Origin of the sequence: Tistrella sp., from assembly GCF_002684955.1 — a bacterium.
Classification (GTDB): domain Bacteria; phylum Pseudomonadota; class Alphaproteobacteria; order Tistrellales; family Tistrellaceae; genus Tistrella; species Tistrella mobilis.
On record NZ_NYWI01000021.1, the window covers coordinates 99,413 to 115,167 of the forward strand.

Sequence of the window (15,755 nt, forward strand, 5' to 3'; positions counted from 1 at the left end):
CGGAAGGCCGGCGCCCGCGACCGATTGTTCAGCGAAATTTCTTCAGCCTGAACCGCAGCCGTCAGCACCTGCCCGCGCAGGCATGACGCCCGGTCACACCGCCTTCAGCGCCGGCGGTTCGTCGGGCGTGCCGATTTCATCAAACCGCTCGAAGGTATGATCGGCCCAGCGGGCGACATCGTAGCGGCGCACGGTTTCGTACATCGAAGCCATGCGCGCCCGCGCCTCGTCGGGCGCCATGTCGAGCGCCTGGTCGAGGGCGGCATCCATCGCCCGGTCCGAATAGGGGTTGGTCAGGATCGCCTGCGGGAATTCCACCGCGCAGCCGGTGAATTCCGACAGCACCAGCGCGCCTTCCTGGCCGCGCTTGGCCGCCACATATTCCTTGGCGACCAGGTTCAGCCCGTCACGCAGCGGCGTGATCACGCAGACATCGGCGCGGCGGTAATAGGCGATCAGCTTGTCGAAGGGGATGGCGTTCGAGAACAGCAGGATCGGCGTCCAGCCAAGGGTCGAGAAGCGGCCGTTGATCCGCCCGACCAGGGCCTCAACCTCGCGCTGGGTGTCACGATAGATCCGCATGCCGGTGGCGGCCTGAACCGACACCACCATCAGCTTGACCTTGGTGTGCAGCTCCGGCCGGCGTTCCAGCAGGCGTTCGAAGGCCTGCAGGGTCTCGCGGATGCCCTTGGTATAGTCGGTGCGGCCCACCGCCACGATCAGCCGGCGGTCGCGGAGTTCCTCCTCGATTTCCGACTGAAGCGTCTGGTTGGCCTCGGTGTCGAGCACCTTGGCGACGAAATTCGGGTTGGTGCCCACCGGGAAGGCATCGATGCCGACCTTGTGGCCCTTGTGGCGCACCGCCACCGGCACTTCGGGTTCCGACAGCGCCAGACCCGAGGGCGACATGCCCTCTTCGACCCGCGTGGTCGCCTCTACCTCCACATCGCGCAGCGCACGCGCGACATCGGCGAAGTTCTTGGCATAGCGCGGAATGTGGAAGCCGACCAGATCGCAGGCCAGCAGGCTGTCCACGATCTCCTCGCGCCAGGGCAGAATGTTGAACACATCCGGCCCCGGGAAAGGGGTGTGGTGGAAGAAGGCGATCTTCAGGCTGGGCTTGATCCGGCGCAGATAGCCGGGCACCAGCCAGAGATTGTAGTCGTGCACCCAGACCAGCGCATCATCCTCGGCCTGGGCGGCCGCCGCCTCGGCGAACAGCCAGTTCACCTCGCGGAAGGTGTTCCAGTCGGTGGTGTCGTAGCGGAACAGCCAGGGGAAGGAATGCAGGATCGGCCACAGCGCCTCTTTCGAGGTGACGTGGTAGAACATCCTGACCTGGTCGGCGGTCAGCGGCAGCCGCGAGACCGAATACCGGCCATAGCTGTCCTCGATATCGATCACCCGCTCGAAGCTTTCCTTGCGCTTGGGGCTGACCTGTTTCCAGGCCACCCACGCGCCCTTGCCTTCGGGCACGCGGCCGAAAAAGCTCTTCAGCGTCGGAACGATCCCGTTCGGGCTCTTGTTTTCACGATAGACGACGCGGTCGCCGACCACCTCTTCCTCATAGGGCTGACGGTGATAGACGATCACGAGCGATGACTTGCGGTTCATCCCTGTCCCTTTCGATCTCGGTTGCGGTCCCGGCTGGGGGCGGGCGGGTTCTGCCGGCACCGGCAGGCACCCGCGGGCTCAGTCGAGGCCGAAATGGCGGATCGCCTCGGCGATGCCGGCGGCACCGTGGCCGGTGCTCCGGTAAACCCAGGGCTTGTCGGTCAGCTGCTCAACGAGGCGCGGCTCGGAATTGCCGACCGCCACCCCTTTCAGTCCGGTTTCGAACAGCGAGAGGTCGTTCAGCGTGTCGCCGGCGACCAGAACCCGATCGGCCGGCAGGTTGAGGGTTTCGACCAGCTGCAGCAGGGTCGGCCCCTTGGCCACCCCCTTGGGCAGCACGTCCAGAAAGGTATCGGCCGAGAGCAGCCAGTCGAACCCGGCGGCCGCGATCTTGTCGAGGGTGGCGGTTTCAAGCTCGGCCGGCTCGTACCAATAGCTCACCCGCCGCTCGAACGGCGTGGGCTGCAGCCGGATGCCGGGCTCCCCCGACAGCATGGCCTTGACCCGCTCGCCCGCATCGTTCCAGGCCCGGGCGATCGGCGCCTGTACCTCGTCGACCACCCGGAAATCGCGGCCGGCGACCACGGTGGTCCCCACATCGCCGATCACGAAATCGGGATGCGGCATGCCGGGTTCGGCGACCAGTTCGCGGATGAAGCCCAGATCGCGGCCGGTCACGAAGATCAGCAGCGCGTCGTTCCGGGCCTGAAGCGCCTGATAGAGCGCGCGCCGGTCTTCGTCCGAGCCCCCGAGGAAGGTGCCATCGAGGTCGGTTGCGAGTATCAGCTTGTGTTCGGTCATCAGGCGTCCGTCGTCTCGAGATCGCTCGCGCGGGTGGCGGGGTGGTCGATCGCGACCACCGGCTCCAGCGCGCGGCTTTCGGCCCGGATCGGGCGGGTGAGCAGGGCGGTCATCGCGGCATCGATGTCGAGCCGGCCCCGGATGATGGCGTGTACCGCTTCCGAGATCGGCATCTCGACGCCCAGCCTGCGGGCCAGCGCGGTGACGGTCTCGGCATTCACGGCCCCTTCGACCACAGCCGACTTGCCGGCCAGCGCCTCGTCGGGCGTGGCACCTCGGCCCAGCGCCAGGCCGAAGGTGAAGTTGCGCGACTGCTCGCTGGAGCAGGTGAGCGTCAGATCGCCGATGCCGGCAAGACCGGTGACGGTCTCGCGCCGGCCGCCCAGCGCCTGGGCCAGCCGCTTCAGCTCGGCCAGCCCGCGGGTGATGATCGCCGCGCGCGGATTGGAGCCGAGCCCCCGCCCGGCGGCGATGCCGCAGGCGATGGCGAGCACGTTCTTGACCGCGCCGCCGACCTCGACCCCGGTGAGGTCGTCGGAGAGATAGGGCCGGAAACTGGTGGTGCCCAGCGTCACCGCCACCCGCGCCGCCAGCGAGGCGACCAGCGCCGCCCCCATGCTTTCAGGGTCGAGCGGCCCGTCCTCGTCATCGTCCAGCGGCTGAACATCGGCCGAGGCGATGGTGACGGCGGTGGGCTGGCCCTCGGCCACCTCGGCCGCGAAACTGGGGCCGGAGAGCACCGCCTGGGGACGGCCGGGCATGACCTCGGCGATCACCTGGGTCATCAGCAGGCCGGTGTCGCGTTCGATCCCCTTGCTGCAGATCACGACCGGCATGCCCGGTGCGGCATGGCGCTCCACCTCTGCCGCCATCGCCCGCAGGAATTGCGAGGGGATGACCAGCAGGGCCAGATCGGCGCCGTCGAGCGCCTGCCCCATGTCGCCGGTGACGGAAATCCCGGCCGGCATGTCGTGGTCTGGAAGAAAGGGATTGCGGCCGCCGGCGCGGATCGCCGCCACGGCCTCGGCTTCGCGGATCCACAGACGGGTCTCACGCCCCGCCCGTTCCGCCACCATTGCGAGCGCGCTGCCCCAGGCCCCGCCGCCGATCACCGCCACCCGCCGGAACGGGGTGATGACGGGCACGGGCTCCGGAGCGTTGCTGCTCTCCTCGATACTCACCGCGATGATGCTCCCTCGTTGTTGTCGGTCGCGCCGATCGAACCGGCACGTTGGTCATAGATATATGCTGCGCTGCAGCGGAATGAAGGGTGTCCCGCGGAAAACCGCCAAAGGACGCGTGAAACGCACGCATCAAACGCTATGATCATATCACGATGCGCCAGCGGGCGCGACAGCGAAGGGACGAGCCTATGCAATGGTGGCGAGGTGCGGTGATCTATCAGGTGTATCCGCGCAGCTTCCAGGATACGAACGGGGATGGTGTCGGTGATCTTCCGGGTGTTACCAGACGATTGGCGCACCTGGCGGCATTGGGCGTGGACGCCGTCTGGATTTCGCCCTTCTTCAAGTCCCCGATGGCTGATTTCGGCTATGACGTCGAGAACTATCGGGAAGTCGACCCGCTATTCGGAACGCTCGACGATTTCGATGTGATGCTGGCAGAGGCGCACCGGCTGGGGCTCAAGGTCGTGATCGACATGGTGTTGAGCCATACCTCGCAGCGCCACCGCTGGTTTCAGGAAAGCCGGCGCAGCCGCGAAAATGCCCGCGCCGACTGGTATGTCTGGGCCGATCCGCGCCCCGACGGCACGCCGCCCAACAACTGGCTGTCGATGTTCGGCGGCAGTGCCTGGACCTGGGAACCCCGGCGACGGCAATACTACCTGCACAACTTCCTGACCGATCAGCCCGATCTGAACCTGCACCTGCCCGCGGTGCAGGATGCCCTGCTCGACGAATGTCGCTTCTGGCTGAACCGCGGCGTCGACGGCTTCCGGCTGGATGCCTGCAACTGCCTGACCCATGACCCGCAATTGCGAAACAACCCGCCGCGCCCCGACGACATACCGCCGACCGAGGCGGTGACGCCGTCCAATCCATACAACTATCAGCGGCATCTTTATAATAAATCACAACCTGAAACCCTTGGGTTCCTCAGGCGCCTGCGCGCGCTCACCGATGAATACGGTGATATTCTGCTGATCGCAGAGATCGCCGACGACGACAGCCTGAAGGTGATGCGCGACTATGCCGGGCCGAAGGCGCCGCTTCATACCGCCTATTCCTTCGCGCTGCTCGGCCCGGAATTCGATCCACGCCATGTGACCGGTGCGGTCGACGCCTTCCATGCCGACGGCATCGACGGTCGGCCGGGGCGCGACGGCTGGCCCAGCTGGGCGTTCAGCAACCATGATGTCGAGCGGGTGGTCTCGCGCTGGGGCGGGCGGGATGCGCCGCCGGAATTCGCCAAGGCCCTGATCGCGCTGCTATGTTCGCTGCGCGGCACGGTCTTCCTCTATCAGGGCGAGGAACTGGGCCTGCCCGAGGCGGACGTGCCCTATGAACAGCTGAAGGATCCTTACGGGCTCAACTTCTTCCCCGATTTCGCCGGCCGCGACGGCTGCCGCACGCCGATGCCCTGGGAGGATGGCGACCGCCATGCCGGCTTTTCCACCGTCGATGGCTGGCTGCCGATCCCCAACGACCATCTGCTGAGGGCGGTGGCGGCCCAGGCGGCCGACCCGCAATCGGTGCTGTCCTTCACCCGCCATTTCCTGCGCTGGCGCAAGGCCCGGCCCGAGCTTGTGGCCGGCGACATCGACATCGTCGAGGCCACCGAGCACATGATCTGCCTGGTGCGCAGCCTGAACGGCCGCCGGCTGATGGTGGCGATCGAACTGGCCGGCCGCGGCGGATCGGTGGCACTGGCGGGCGAGGTGGACGAGGTGGACGAGGATCACCGCCTGGCGCTCGGCTGGGTGGAGGGTGACCGCGTCACCCTGCCGCCCTATGGTGCGGTTTTCGCCTGGCTGCGCGACTGAGCCTGCCCCCCCACCCCCGAAACGGGAAATGCGAGATGGATGATAAAATTCCCGGAACCTGCCGCTGCGGCGCGGTGACCTTCGAGGTCGAAGGCCGGCCGCTGATCACCATGGCCTGCCATTGCCATGAATGCCAGCACATGACCGGCAGCGCCTTTTCGCTCAGCAGCCTTTATCTTTCCGACCGCTTCCGGGTGACCTCGGGCACGCCGGTGGCGCGGCGGGTGGGGCAGATGGCCACGCATCATTTCTGCCCGGACTGCGCCAGCTGGCTGTTCACCCGCCCCGACGGCATGGACGAGCTGGTGAACGTGCGCGCCACCCTGCTGGCCGATGCGGCCGGCTTCCGCCCGTTCATGGAAACCTGGACCGCGGACAAACTCCCCTGGGCCACCACCCCCGCCACCCACAGCTATCCGGGCTTCCCGCCGATGGAGGCCTATCCGGCCCTGCTGGCCGAATTCGCCGGCACGGCGGCGGCGCCCGGATCCTGACGGCCGCTACCGGCAGCTTCAAGGCGGCCCGGCGGGGGCCGCCTTTTTTATGGCCCCGGCACCCGCGCCACAAAACTCGAATCAATTCGAATTTACCGGCTTGAGTGCCTCAGGATCTCACGCTAGGCTCTTCTTCACATGGAATCGGATCGACTTCAGTTCGGGGGGAGCCGGATGACGTCGACGGTCGCAGACGCGCCCAGACAGCGGCGCGGAAGGCTGCGTTTCGAGAGCATTCTCGACGCGGCGGAAAGCGTGCTCCAGCAGCGGGGCACCACCGAAATCAGCCTGCCCGAAGTGGCGGCGGCGGCAGGCGTGCCGCCGGCCTCTCTGTACCACTACTTTCCCAACACGCGGGTGCTGCTGTTCGAGCTGGCCCGGCGGTATATGGAGAAGTTCGAGGTTCTGGCCGAAGAGGAGGTCGATCACGACCGGCTGGAAGCCTGGACCGATCTGTTCCGCATCCATTGCGACCGGGCGCTCGATTTCTATCGCAGCCATCCGGTGGCGATGCGGCTGCTGCTGGGGCCGGAAAGCGGCTGGCAGATCCGATCGGCCGATCTGTCCGCCAACCGGCAGATCGGCGAGATCCAGTATGACCGGCTGCTGCGCCATTTCGTGGTGCCCGACAGCGACGAGCTGGCCCGCGCCCTGCCCGTCTCCATGACCATCGGCGATGCGATCTGGGCGCTGTCTTTCGCCCGCGACGGCGATGTGACGCCCGAGATGGCCGGGGAATCGCTCCGCGCCCGCATCGCCTATCTGCGCCTCTACATTGCCGAGAACACGCCCAAGCGCGTCCATCCCCTGGGGGGTTGAGCCATGACTGATCAGAACGAGACCGGGACCGGCCGCTTCGCCGGCGGCGCCGCCTGGGTCCGCGGCCGTTTCGTGCCGATGGACGAGGCCGTCCTGCCCGTCACCGACTGGGGCTTCACCCGGTCGGACGTGGTCTATGACGTGGTCCATGTCCATGACGGCGCCTTTTTCCGCCTGCAGGACCATCTGGACCGCTTCGAGCGGGCCATGGCCCGCCGCCGGCTGAAGCCGGCCGAGGACCGGGCGGCGATCGAGGCGATCCTGCATCGCTGTGTGGCGCTGGCGGGGCTGTCCCATGCCTATGTCGCCATGGCCTGTTCGCGCGGCCGGCCGCGGGTTGCGGGCTCGCGCCGCCCGGAAGACTGCGACAACCATCTGATCGCCTATGCCATCCCCTGGATCGACGTGATCCCCAAGGACGTGCAGGCCCGCGGCGCGCATCTCTGGATCGCCGGCACACCACGCGTGCCCGACGCCTCGGTCGACCCCACGGTCAAGAACTATCAGTGGAACGACCTGACCTCGGGCCTGCTGGAGGCCCATGACGAGGGCTATGACACCGCGATCCTGTTCGACCGCGACGGTTTCCTGACCGAGGGGCCGGGCTTCAACGTCTTCATCGTTTCGGGCGACCGGGTGCTGACCCCCGATCGCGGCGCGCTGCAGGGCATCACCCGCAAGACGGTGCTGGAGCTGTGCGACGGGCTGGGCCTGGAAGGCCGGGTGGCGCCGATCACGCGCGAGATGCTGGACGAGGCCGACGAGGTCTTCACCACCACCACCGCCGGCGGGGTGATGCCGGTATCGCGCGTCGGCGGCCGGATCCTGGGCAATGACCGGCCGGGCCCCGTGACCATGCGGCTTTACGATGCCTATTGGGCGGCCCATGCCGATCCGCGCTATGCAACGCCGGTGCTGCCGCTGGACGCAACCGCCGGGCTGGAGGCCGCCTGATGAGCACGGGGGCAACCGGTTCCGGATCCGCACGGGGCGACCGCCCCGGCGGCGATCTGCGCGCGCAACCGTTTTCGGGGCCGCGCAACGGCGCCCGCGAACTCTGGGCGGAACGCCCCGAGCCGGACGGACCGGCCGCCGCCTGGTGCTATTCCGACCGGCGGAGCTACCGGCCGGGAGAAACGGTGCGGCTGCATATGTCCTCGACCCGCAAGGCGGTTCGCCTGCACATCCTGCGCGAGGGGGCGGCGCCACGGCTCGCGGCCGATATCGGGCCGCTGGAGCCCGGCTTTCATGCCGTGCCCGCGCGGGCCTGGGAGACCGGCTGCGACTGGCCGGTGGCCCATGACTGGACCATCCCTGCCGATCTGGCCCCCGGCGGCTATCTGATCGAGATCCGCGACGCGGCCGACCCGGAGGCCCTGCCGCTCGGCCATCATCTGGTGGTGATCCGCAATCCCGGGCCCGCGGGCGGCATCGCCCTGGTCGCGGCCACCGGCACCTGGTCGGCCTATAACGACTGGGGCGGCGCCAATCACTATTACGGCATGGACCCCGAACGTCCGCGCGGCCGCTCCCCCATCCTCTCGACCCAACGACCCTGGGCGCGCGGCCAGATCCACCTGCCCGAAGGGGCGCCGCGATCGGTGAACGCGATCCGCCCGCGCGCGCCCGGTCCGGCGCGCTATGACTGCGTGGAATGGGCTTTCCTGCACGGCTTCACCAAGTATTACGCGCTCGCCGGCTGGGCCTCTTACGAGCGGCCCTTCCTGATCTGGGCGGAACAGGCCGGCTATCGGGTCGATGTGCTGACCCAGGAAGACATCCATGCCGACCCGGCGGCACTGGACGGCTATGACTGCGCGGTCTTCGTGGGCCATGACGAATACTGGTCGGCCGAAATGCGCGACACGGTGGACGGCTATGTCGCGCGCGGCGGCAGGGTGGCGCGCTTCGCCGGCAATTTCCTCTGGCAGATCCGGCTGGAGGACGATCTCCGCCGCCAGGTTTCGTACAAATACGATGCCCGCGGCCATGATCCGATCCGGCTGTCGGGCGACACCACCCGCCTCACCAGCGCCTGGGAAGACCCGCTGGTCGGCCGGCCGGGGGCGGAAACCTTCGGCGTGAATGCGCTGCGCGGCATCTATGCCGCCTTCGGCGGGATGGCGCGGCGGGCACCGCGCGGCTTCACCGTGTTCCGGCCGGAACACTGGGCCTTTGCCGGCACGGGCCTCTGCTATGCCGACATGTTCGGCGACGAGGCCAATATCTTCGGCTTCGAAATGGACGGGCTGGACTACACCTTCACCGACGGCCTGCCGGAACCCACCTTCACCGACGGTGCGCCGGAAGGCCTTCAGATCCTGGCCATGGGCTGGGCGACCCTGGCCGAAGGCGGACGACCCGAGGACGGCTGGTCACTGATGCTGGGCGATGCCGACGCCCGCTTCCGCGCCGCGCTGCTGACCGACGATGCGTCGGAGGAAAGCCTCCGCAAACATGCCCGCGGCAGCGGCATGGTGGTGCATTTCACCAAAGGCGCCGGCGAAGTCTTCACGGCCGGCACCTGCGAATGGGTCAACGGGCTGATCACCCGCGACCCCTATACCGAGCGGGTGACGCGCAACGTGCTGGACCGGTTCTGTGGGGGGCGCGAGGCCGGCGCTTAAAGCCGCTTCCCTTCGCTCCGGTTCACGAAAATGCCTCCGGGGTCATGACTATCAAACATCCTTGCCCGATCAGGCGATCCCGCCTGATCGGGACCTGACCCGACGGAAGTTTATACGACCTTGATCCCCGGCGCCTGCGTCGGCCGACCGGGTCGCACCACGATTTCGACATGCTGATCGAGTGAGACCAGTGCCTGCATGAGCCTCTCAAGAGATATATTCTGGATTTTATAGCGTCTTAGTTGTGAAACTTTCGGCTGGGTCATGCCAATGATCGCGGCTGCTTCGGCCTGGCTCAGGCCGCGCTGGTCAATCAACTGGTTGAGCCTGAACGCCAGTGCGGCCTTCGCCGACAAATCTTCAGCGTCCTCGAAACCGAGGTCGAACAGCACATTATCGGTGCCCCCGGGCTCGTCGGTGCGGGCCATCACATCCTCCTGCTCGCATCATAGCGAGCGAGCACGACTTTAAGACGTCTCTCAATCAGTTCAACGTCAGGCTTGGGTGTAGAGATGCCAGACCGGGACTTCTTCTGAAACGCATGGAGTACATGCACTGCATCCCCGATCTGTACGGCATACACCGCTCGGAAAGTGTCGCCCCGATGATCTTCGGACAGCTCGTAGACCCCCGGACCAAGGCCTTTCCAGGGCTTTGCCGAAGCCGGCGTACCGCCCAGCTGGACGATGAACAACGCAACCCCCATGTCCTTCTGCACATCGATCGGGAACTCCTTGAAGTCCTTTTTCGACGAGCCTTCCCAGTACAGGAGCCTGCGCCTCTGGTCCATAATTATACCTGTTCGGATATAAACGGCAAGGATCGGGGGACAGGAGCTATCCGCTCCTGCCCGAGGGGAAGGTCACCCCACATGGACCCGATGTCGGACAGGAGCAGACATTAACTTATGATGTTGTGTCAATAAATATAATCAACCGAGACTACAACTGCACCTTCTCCGTCCGCTTGCCGACGAAATCGCCCAGCCGGCCCTGGACGTCGTCGATGGCGGTCTGGACCATGCACATGATCAGGCCTTCGGTATAAAGACCGTCGGTGGCCGACATGTCCGAGATCTTGTTGATCGCGGTGACGATGGCGTAATTCGACAGCCGGGCATTGCCGGCGATCTTGCGGGCGAGGTCGAGGGCCGTTGCGCGTGCGTCGTCGGCGATGTAATGGGCAAGGCCCAGGCGCTGGCCCTCTTCCACATCGATCACGCGGCCGGTCAGCATCAGCTCGATCATGCGGCCGGGGGTGATGATGCGGGCGACGCGGACGGTGGCGCCGCCGCCGGTGAAGATGCCGCGCTGGCCCTCGGGCAGGGCGAAATAGGCGGTGCGGTCGGCGACGCGGACATGGGCGGCAGCGGCCAGTTCAAGCCCGCCACCGACCACCGCACCCTGCATGGCCGCCACGATCGGGATGCCGCCATGCTGCATCTTGTCGAAGGCGCGGTGCCAGCCCTGGCAGACCCGCATGAATTCGGTCGGCGAGCGGCGCTTGGCGTGATGTTCCTTCAGGTCCAGGCCGGCGCAGAAATGCGGGCCTTCGGTCTGAAGCACGATCGCGCCCACCTCGGGCGGCACGTTGGAGAAAAAGGCGTCGATCTTCGCCACCGCGGCCTCGTCGAGCGCGTTGCGCATCTCGGGCCGGTTGATGGTGACGATCGCGACATTGCCGTCGATCTCGATCTTGAGCACGTCGTCGGATGACGGGGCGGGAATGGTGGTCATGCTGGCTCTCCGGATCTGCTGGCGGAATACGCCGCGCGCGGCACGCGGTGCCGGCGCCTTATCGGCAGGCATACGCTGAAATCCCGCCGGAAAAAATCCCACGACCCGCCGCCCGATATGCATAATCCGCCAAACTTCATCCCCCCATGCCAGGAGGGCGGAGACATGCACACCGATGCCGGCGACACGCTCTCCACCGGTTTCGTGCACGGGCTGCTGGAGGCGGCGGCCGGCATCACCACGCCCGACCGGCTGCGCGGGTTCGTGGCCGCGGCCGGCATCGCCCCCGACCTGCTGGATGCCCCGGCGGCACGCGTGACCCGCGACCAGATGGTGGCGCTGTACCAACAGGTGGCGATCGGCACCGGCGACGAGATGATGGGGCTGTGGTCGCGGCGGATCCGCACCGGATCCCTGAAACTTCTGTGCACCGCCATCCTGGATGCACCATCCATCCTGACCGCGCTCTATCGCTTCACCCGGGTCTGGAACCTGCTGCTCGACGACTGGCGGCTGGAGTGCCACCGCCTGGGCGAGACCATCGAGGTGACGCTTGAGAGGGCGGCCGACGAGGCCGTCACCCGCCCCTTCGGCCATGCGCTGATGATGAAGCTGCATCACGGCGTGACGTCATGGCTGGCCGGCCGCGAGACCCCGGTGACCGGGGTGGACTTCGCCTTTCCGGCCCCGGCCCATGCCGCCGATCATGCCCTGCTCTTCCCCTGCCCCGTGCGCTTCGACGCGCCGGTCACCCGGCTGTGCATGCCGGCCGCGATCGGGCGGGAGAGCTTTCGGCGCAGCCGGCAGGAGATGCTGCCCTTCCTGCACGCCGCCCCCAGGCAGTGGCTGTTCACCACGCTGCGCGAGCCGCAGATGGCCGACCGGGTGCGCGACGAACTGGCCCGCGATCGGGCGGGGCCCGCCGATCTGGCCGCGGTCGCCGCGGCCCTCGGCCAGTCCACCCGCAGCCTGTCGCGCCGGCTGGCCGAGGAAGGCACCTGTTTCCGGGCGGTGAAGGAAGCGCTGCGCCGCGACATCGCGATCCGCGAGCTGACCCGCACCGACCGGCCGATCGCGGCGATCGCGGCCGAGCTGGGCTTCGATTCCGCCGCGGTCTTCCATCGCGCCTTCAAAGCCTGGACCGGCAGCACGCCGGGGGCCTATCGCCAGCCCGGCGGCGGCGCGGCCGGCGGGGAGAGCGCCGCCCCTATTTCCCGGCGCGGAACACGAGCGGGTTCATGAGCCCCTTGGGATCCACCGCCTTGCGCAGCCGGGCGATCAGCTCGGCGCGCGGCTTCGGGCAGCGTTTGGCATAAGAGGCGGCCTTCAGCCGGCCGATGCCGTGCTCGGCGCTGATCGAGCCCGAGAACTGATCGACCACCCGATAGGTGATGTCCGACACGCCGTCGACCGCTTCCCTGGACGCACCGGCCGCCAGCTGGACGTTGAAGTGGATGTTGCCGTCACCCAGATGGCCGAAGGGGTTGATCAGCGCATCCGGATGCACCCGCCAGATCGCTTCCGAGGCCGCATGGACGAAGGCCGGCACGTCGGACACCTGGACCGAGACGTCGTGCTTGATCTGGATGCCCGGCGCCAGACGCTGGCCTTCGACGATGGCTTCGCGCAGCAGCCAGAGCGCCTTGGCCTGGGCCTCGCTTTGGGCAATCGTGCCGTCGGTGACGAGCCCGGCCGAGAAAGCCTCTTCGACCAGCCGGTCCAGATCCTCCTGCAGGCGTTCGTCGGAACGGCCGGAGATTTCGGTCAGCACCGTCCATTCCGGCCGCCCCTCCAGCGGGTCGACCACGCCCGCCACATGGGCGGTGGCGAAATCGATGCCCTGGCGCGGGATCAGCTCGAAGCTTTCCACCGCATCGCCGGTGAACTCGCGGCAGAGCGACAGCAGCTTCGGTCCGTCGGCGAGCGAGGGCAGCGCGAAGAACAGGGTGCGGCTGGCGCGCAGCTGCGGAAACAGCTTGAGCGAGGCGGCCGTCACGATGCCGAGCGTGCCTTCCGCGCCGATGAACAGCTGCTTCAGATCATAGCCGACATTGTTCTTGCGCAGGGTGGTCAGCTCCGACAGCACCGAGCCGTCGGGCAGAACCACCTCCAGCCCCAGCACCAGATCGCGCATCATGCCATAGCGCATGACATGGATGCCGCCGGCATTGGTCGCGATCAGCCCGCCGATCTGGGCGGTGCCTTCGGCCCCCAGGCTGAGCGGGAATTTGCGCCCGGCATCGGCGGCGGCACGCTGCACCGTCTCCAGCACGCAGCCCGCTTCCACCACCATCGAGAAATCGAGCGTGTCGAGCGTGCGGATCCGGTTCATCCGGCCCAGCTGCAGCAGGATCGAGGCGCCGTCGAGCCCCGGCACCGCCCCGCCGACCAGGCCGGTATTGCCGCCCTGGGGCACGATCGCGATCCCGGCCTCGGCACAAAGCCGCACCACGCCTGCGACCTCTTCGGTCGATTGCGGGCGGACCACGGCGATCGCCCGGCCCCTGTAGAGCTTCCGCCAGTCCTCGAGAAACGGCGCCATGTCGCCGTCATCGGTGATCAGACCGCGCGGGCCGGTGATCCCGCGCAGGCGGTCGATCAGGGTATCGGGCGCGATGGTGGCGGCGGCAGGCATGGGTCCGGTTCCTCCGAATGATTGGCCGCGGCGCGCATGCCCGAGGTGACGAGCGGGCCGGCGGCGGGGCGAGGATGGCAGGCTTGCGGGGCGCTGCCCAGGGCTAAATTCATACATCGGATTTCAGTTGTCAGACAACTGACGTCATGCTAGTCGTGACAACAGGCCGCGCCACTGGCATCAAGACCCCAAGGGGGCCCGCTTGCGGGACCCGTATCCAAGGACAAGGCGCGACAGACGGGGATGAAACACGTGACCGACCGCAGCGGAAAGGCGCCGGAACGTCAGTTCCAGGCACTCAATCGTCCGAAAAGACTGTCCGACGAGATTGCCCGGCAGATTTCCGAGCGGATCGCGACCGGCGTCTTCGCCCCGGGCGAACGCATGCCGACCGAGGCCGAACTCGCCGTCGAGTTCGCCGTGGGCCGCAGCGCCATCCGCGAGGCGATCGCGAAACTGAGGCAGGAAGGCCTGGTCACCACCCGCCAGGGTGTGGGCGCCTTCGTGACCGAGGATCCGGGTGCCGCCTCGTTCCAGATCGACACCGACGGGCTCAGGACCATCGAGGATTTCCGCCATGTGATGGAACTCCGCATGGAACTGGAGGTCAGCGTCGCGGCCATGGCCGCGCGCCGGCGCAGCCGTGCCCAGCTGGAAAAGGTCGAGGAGGCGTTCCAGGCCCTCAAATCCCGGCTGGAGCGCGGGGAAGCGGCGGTCGACGAACAGCACGCCTTTCACCGCGCGATCGCCATCGCGAGCAACAACCCGCATTTCCGCGACTTCATGCAGTTCCTGGCCTCGCGCATCCGCGTGGCGCTGTCGGTGGAAACCGAACGCGCGACCGGCGGCCGCGATGCCGCGCGCAAGCTGCTGCGTGAATTCGAGGGGATCCTGACGGCCGTCCGCCTGGGCGATCCGGACAAGGCCCGCCGCGCGGCCTGGTTCCATCTGCTCAGATCCGCCGACCGCCTGGGCCTCCGCGGCCTGCAGGGTTGGGAAGAAAGCAGGATGACCTTGATCGGAGAGAATCTCATACCGGTCTGCGCGCCCGCAGATCCGCAGCCGCGCAAGCCGCGCTTCACCCCGCCGCCGGGCGCCTGCGACTGCCATGCGCATATTTTCGGACCGGAAAGCCGCTACCCCTATACGCGGCACCGCACCTACACCCCGCCGGATGCCCTGCTGCCTGCCTATAAGCACATGCTCGCCACGCTGGGCATCCAGCGCGCGGTGATCGTGCAGCCCAGCGTCTACGGCACCGACAACCGCGCCACCCTGGATGCGATCCGCGCCGGCGGCCCGGATTTCCGCGGCGTGGTGGTGGTGGACGAGAACATCGACACCGCCGAAATGGAGCGGATGCACGAGGCCGGCGTGCGCGGCGTGCGCATCAACCTGCTGTTCAAGAGCGGGATCGAGGTCTCGGACGTCCGCCGCCTGGCCGAGAAGATCGCCCCCTTCGGCTGGCATATGCAGATGCTGATCGACGTGTCGGAATTCGCCGACATCCGCGAGACCCTGGGCCGCCTGCCGGTCGATGTGGTCTTCGATCATCTGGGCCATATGCCGACCTCGATCGGCACCGACCATCCGGGCTTTCGGGAGATGCTGTCGCTGCTGGCCGACGGCCGCGCCTGGGCCAAGATCTCGGGCGCCTATCGCATCACCTCGGCCAGCCGCACGCCCTATGACGACGTGGCGCCCTATGCCCGCGCGATCATCGCGGCCAATCCGGAACGGGTGGTCTGGGCCAGCGACTGGCCACACCCTTACGTCAACATCCCGATGCCGAATGACGGCGACCTGCTCGACATGCTCGACGACTGGGCGCCCGACGCCGCCACGCGCGACCGCATTCTGGCCACCAACCCCGCCAAACTCTATGGCTTCGAAGAGTAGTCGTTTTAGTCCCTCGGCCCAAGCGGCCACTCCGTGGCCTTGGCCGCCGCCTCAATGGCGGGAGTCGTTTTAGCCCCTCGCCGGGCGGGCGCTCCCGCGCCCTTGGCCCCCGCCTCAATGGCGGGA

The 15,755-nt window shown here is 67.4% G+C and carries 14 protein-coding genes; 7 read left to right on the plus strand and 7 right to left on the minus strand.

Going from position 1 to position 15,755, the window contains the following annotated elements; translation table 11 throughout:
* Window positions 1–93: 93 nt before the first annotated feature.
* The 3 genes from ggpS to CMO28_RS05950 all read right to left on the minus strand — a co-directional run bounded on the left by ggpS (window position 94) and on the right by CMO28_RS05950 (window position 3,596).
* Window positions 94–1,614: a glucosylglycerol-phosphate synthase gene (ggpS, locus tag CMO28_RS05940; RefSeq protein WP_296711058.1), complete on the minus strand. Its 1,521-nt coding sequence runs from the start codon at window positions 1,612–1,614 to the stop codon at window positions 94–96.
* A gap of 78 nt (window positions 1,615–1,692) precedes the next feature.
* Window positions 1,693–2,415: an HAD-IIB family hydrolase gene (locus CMO28_RS05945; protein ID WP_296711061.1), complete on the minus strand. Its 723-nt coding sequence runs from the start codon at window positions 2,413–2,415 to the stop codon at window positions 1,693–1,695.
* Complete coding sequence (locus CMO28_RS05950) at window positions 2,415–3,596, minus strand: NAD(P)H-dependent glycerol-3-phosphate dehydrogenase (RefSeq protein ID WP_062765599.1); 1,182 nt, start codon at window positions 3,594–3,596, stop codon at window positions 2,415–2,417. Before CMO28_RS05950 ends, CMO28_RS05945 begins: the two co-directional genes overlap by 1 nt.
* A 191-nt stretch (window positions 3,597–3,787) precedes the next feature.
* Between CMO28_RS05950 and CMO28_RS05955 the strand changes: the two genes are divergently transcribed.
* From CMO28_RS05955 to CMO28_RS05975, 5 genes are all read left to right on the plus strand, one after another.
* Complete coding sequence (locus CMO28_RS05955) at window positions 3,788–5,419, plus strand: alpha-amylase family glycosyl hydrolase (RefSeq protein WP_296711063.1); 1,632 nt, start codon at window positions 3,788–3,790, stop codon at window positions 5,417–5,419.
* A gap of 35 nt (window positions 5,420–5,454) precedes the next feature.
* Window positions 5,455–5,913, plus strand: coding sequence for a GFA family protein (locus tag CMO28_RS05960; RefSeq protein ID WP_296711067.1), 459 nt, complete (start codon window positions 5,455–5,457; stop codon window positions 5,911–5,913).
* Window positions 5,914–6,087: 174 nt separating this feature from the next.
* Window positions 6,088–6,732, plus strand: a complete 645-nt coding sequence (locus CMO28_RS05965; RefSeq protein WP_296711069.1) for a TetR/AcrR family transcriptional regulator — start codon at window positions 6,088–6,090, stop codon at window positions 6,730–6,732.
* A 3-nt stretch (window positions 6,733–6,735) separates the two neighbouring features.
* Window positions 6,736–7,686 (plus strand): aminotransferase class IV, encoded by a 951-nt coding sequence (locus CMO28_RS05970; protein ID WP_062765610.1) that lies wholly within the window; start codon window positions 6,736–6,738, stop codon window positions 7,684–7,686.
* Window positions 7,686–9,359, plus strand: a complete 1,674-nt coding sequence (locus tag CMO28_RS05975; RefSeq protein WP_296711073.1) for a N,N-dimethylformamidase beta subunit family domain-containing protein — start codon at window positions 7,686–7,688, stop codon at window positions 9,357–9,359. The genes CMO28_RS05970 and CMO28_RS05975 overlap by 1 nt, the downstream gene beginning before the upstream one ends.
* 110 nt (window positions 9,360–9,469) lie before the next feature.
* On the opposite strand, the gene CMO28_RS05980 is transcribed toward CMO28_RS05975, so the two are convergent.
* The 3 genes from CMO28_RS05980 to CMO28_RS05990 all read right to left on the minus strand — a co-directional run bounded on the left by CMO28_RS05980 (window position 9,470) and on the right by CMO28_RS05990 (window position 11,095).
* Window positions 9,470–9,787, minus strand: coding sequence for a helix-turn-helix domain-containing protein (locus CMO28_RS05980; RefSeq protein WP_296711076.1), 318 nt, complete (start codon window positions 9,785–9,787; stop codon window positions 9,470–9,472).
* Entirely contained in the window at window positions 9,787–10,149 is a 363-nt protein-coding gene (locus CMO28_RS05985; protein WP_296711078.1) for a type II toxin-antitoxin system RelE/ParE family toxin, read from the minus strand. The genes CMO28_RS05980 and CMO28_RS05985 overlap by 1 nt, the downstream gene beginning before the upstream one ends.
* 151 nt (window positions 10,150–10,300) lie before the next feature.
* Window positions 10,301–11,095, minus strand: a complete 795-nt coding sequence (locus CMO28_RS05990; protein WP_062765613.1) for a crotonase/enoyl-CoA hydratase family protein — start codon at window positions 11,093–11,095, stop codon at window positions 10,301–10,303.
* Between the two features lie 165 nt (window positions 11,096–11,260).
* On the opposite strand from CMO28_RS05990, the gene CMO28_RS05995 reads away from it, so the two are divergent.
* On the plus strand, window positions 11,261–12,337 hold the full coding sequence (locus CMO28_RS05995) for an AraC family transcriptional regulator (protein ID WP_296711084.1): 1,077 nt from the start codon (window positions 11,261–11,263) through the stop codon (window positions 12,335–12,337).
* On the opposite strand, the gene CMO28_RS06000 is transcribed toward CMO28_RS05995, so the two are convergent.
* A complete protein-coding gene (locus CMO28_RS06000; protein WP_062765619.1) occupies window positions 12,303–13,730 on the minus strand; it encodes an FAD-binding oxidoreductase in 1,428 nt (475 codons plus the stop codon). The two genes, CMO28_RS05995 and CMO28_RS06000, sit on opposite strands and share 35 nt — an antisense overlap.
* Before the next feature lie 252 nt (window positions 13,731–13,982).
* Between CMO28_RS06000 and CMO28_RS06005 the strand changes: the two genes are divergently transcribed.
* Window positions 13,983–15,629: an amidohydrolase family protein gene (locus tag CMO28_RS06005; RefSeq protein ID WP_296711086.1), complete on the plus strand. Its 1,647-nt coding sequence runs from the start codon at window positions 13,983–13,985 to the stop codon at window positions 15,627–15,629.
* Window positions 15,630–15,755 lie beyond the last annotated feature (126 nt).

Coding starts and splice junctions, on each gene's coding strand:
- ggpS (WP_296711058.1), bottom strand. CDS start 1,614: ATGAACCGCAAGTCATCGCTCGTGATCGTCTATCACCGTCAGCCCTAT.
- CMO28_RS05945 (WP_296711061.1), bottom strand. CDS start 2,415: ATGACCGAACACAAGCTGATACTCGCAACCGACCTCGATGGCACCTTC.
- CMO28_RS05955 (WP_296711063.1), top strand. CDS start 3,788: ATGCAATGGTGGCGAGGTGCGGTGATCTATCAGGTGTATCCGCGCAGC.
- CMO28_RS05960 (WP_296711067.1), top strand. CDS start 5,455: ATGGATGATAAAATTCCCGGAACCTGCCGCTGCGGCGCGGTGACCTTC.
- CMO28_RS05965 (WP_296711069.1), top strand. CDS start 6,088: ATGACGTCGACGGTCGCAGACGCGCCCAGACAGCGGCGCGGAAGGCTG.
- CMO28_RS05970 (WP_062765610.1), top strand. CDS start 6,736: ATGACTGATCAGAACGAGACCGGGACCGGCCGCTTCGCCGGCGGCGCC.
- CMO28_RS05975 (WP_296711073.1), top strand. CDS start 7,686: ATGAGCACGGGGGCAACCGGTTCCGGATCCGCACGGGGCGACCGCCCC.
- CMO28_RS05980 (WP_296711076.1), bottom strand. CDS start 9,787: ATGGCCCGCACCGACGAGCCCGGGGGCACCGATAATGTGCTGTTCGAC.
- CMO28_RS05985 (WP_296711078.1), bottom strand. CDS start 10,149: ATGGACCAGAGGCGCAGGCTCCTGTACTGGGAAGGCTCGTCGAAAAAG.
- CMO28_RS05990 (WP_062765613.1), bottom strand. CDS start 11,095: ATGACCACCATTCCCGCCCCGTCATCCGACGACGTGCTCAAGATCGAG.
- CMO28_RS05995 (WP_296711084.1), top strand. CDS start 11,261: ATGCACACCGATGCCGGCGACACGCTCTCCACCGGTTTCGTGCACGGG.
- CMO28_RS06000 (WP_062765619.1), bottom strand. CDS start 13,730: ATGCCTGCCGCCGCCACCATCGCGCCCGATACCCTGATCGACCGCCTG.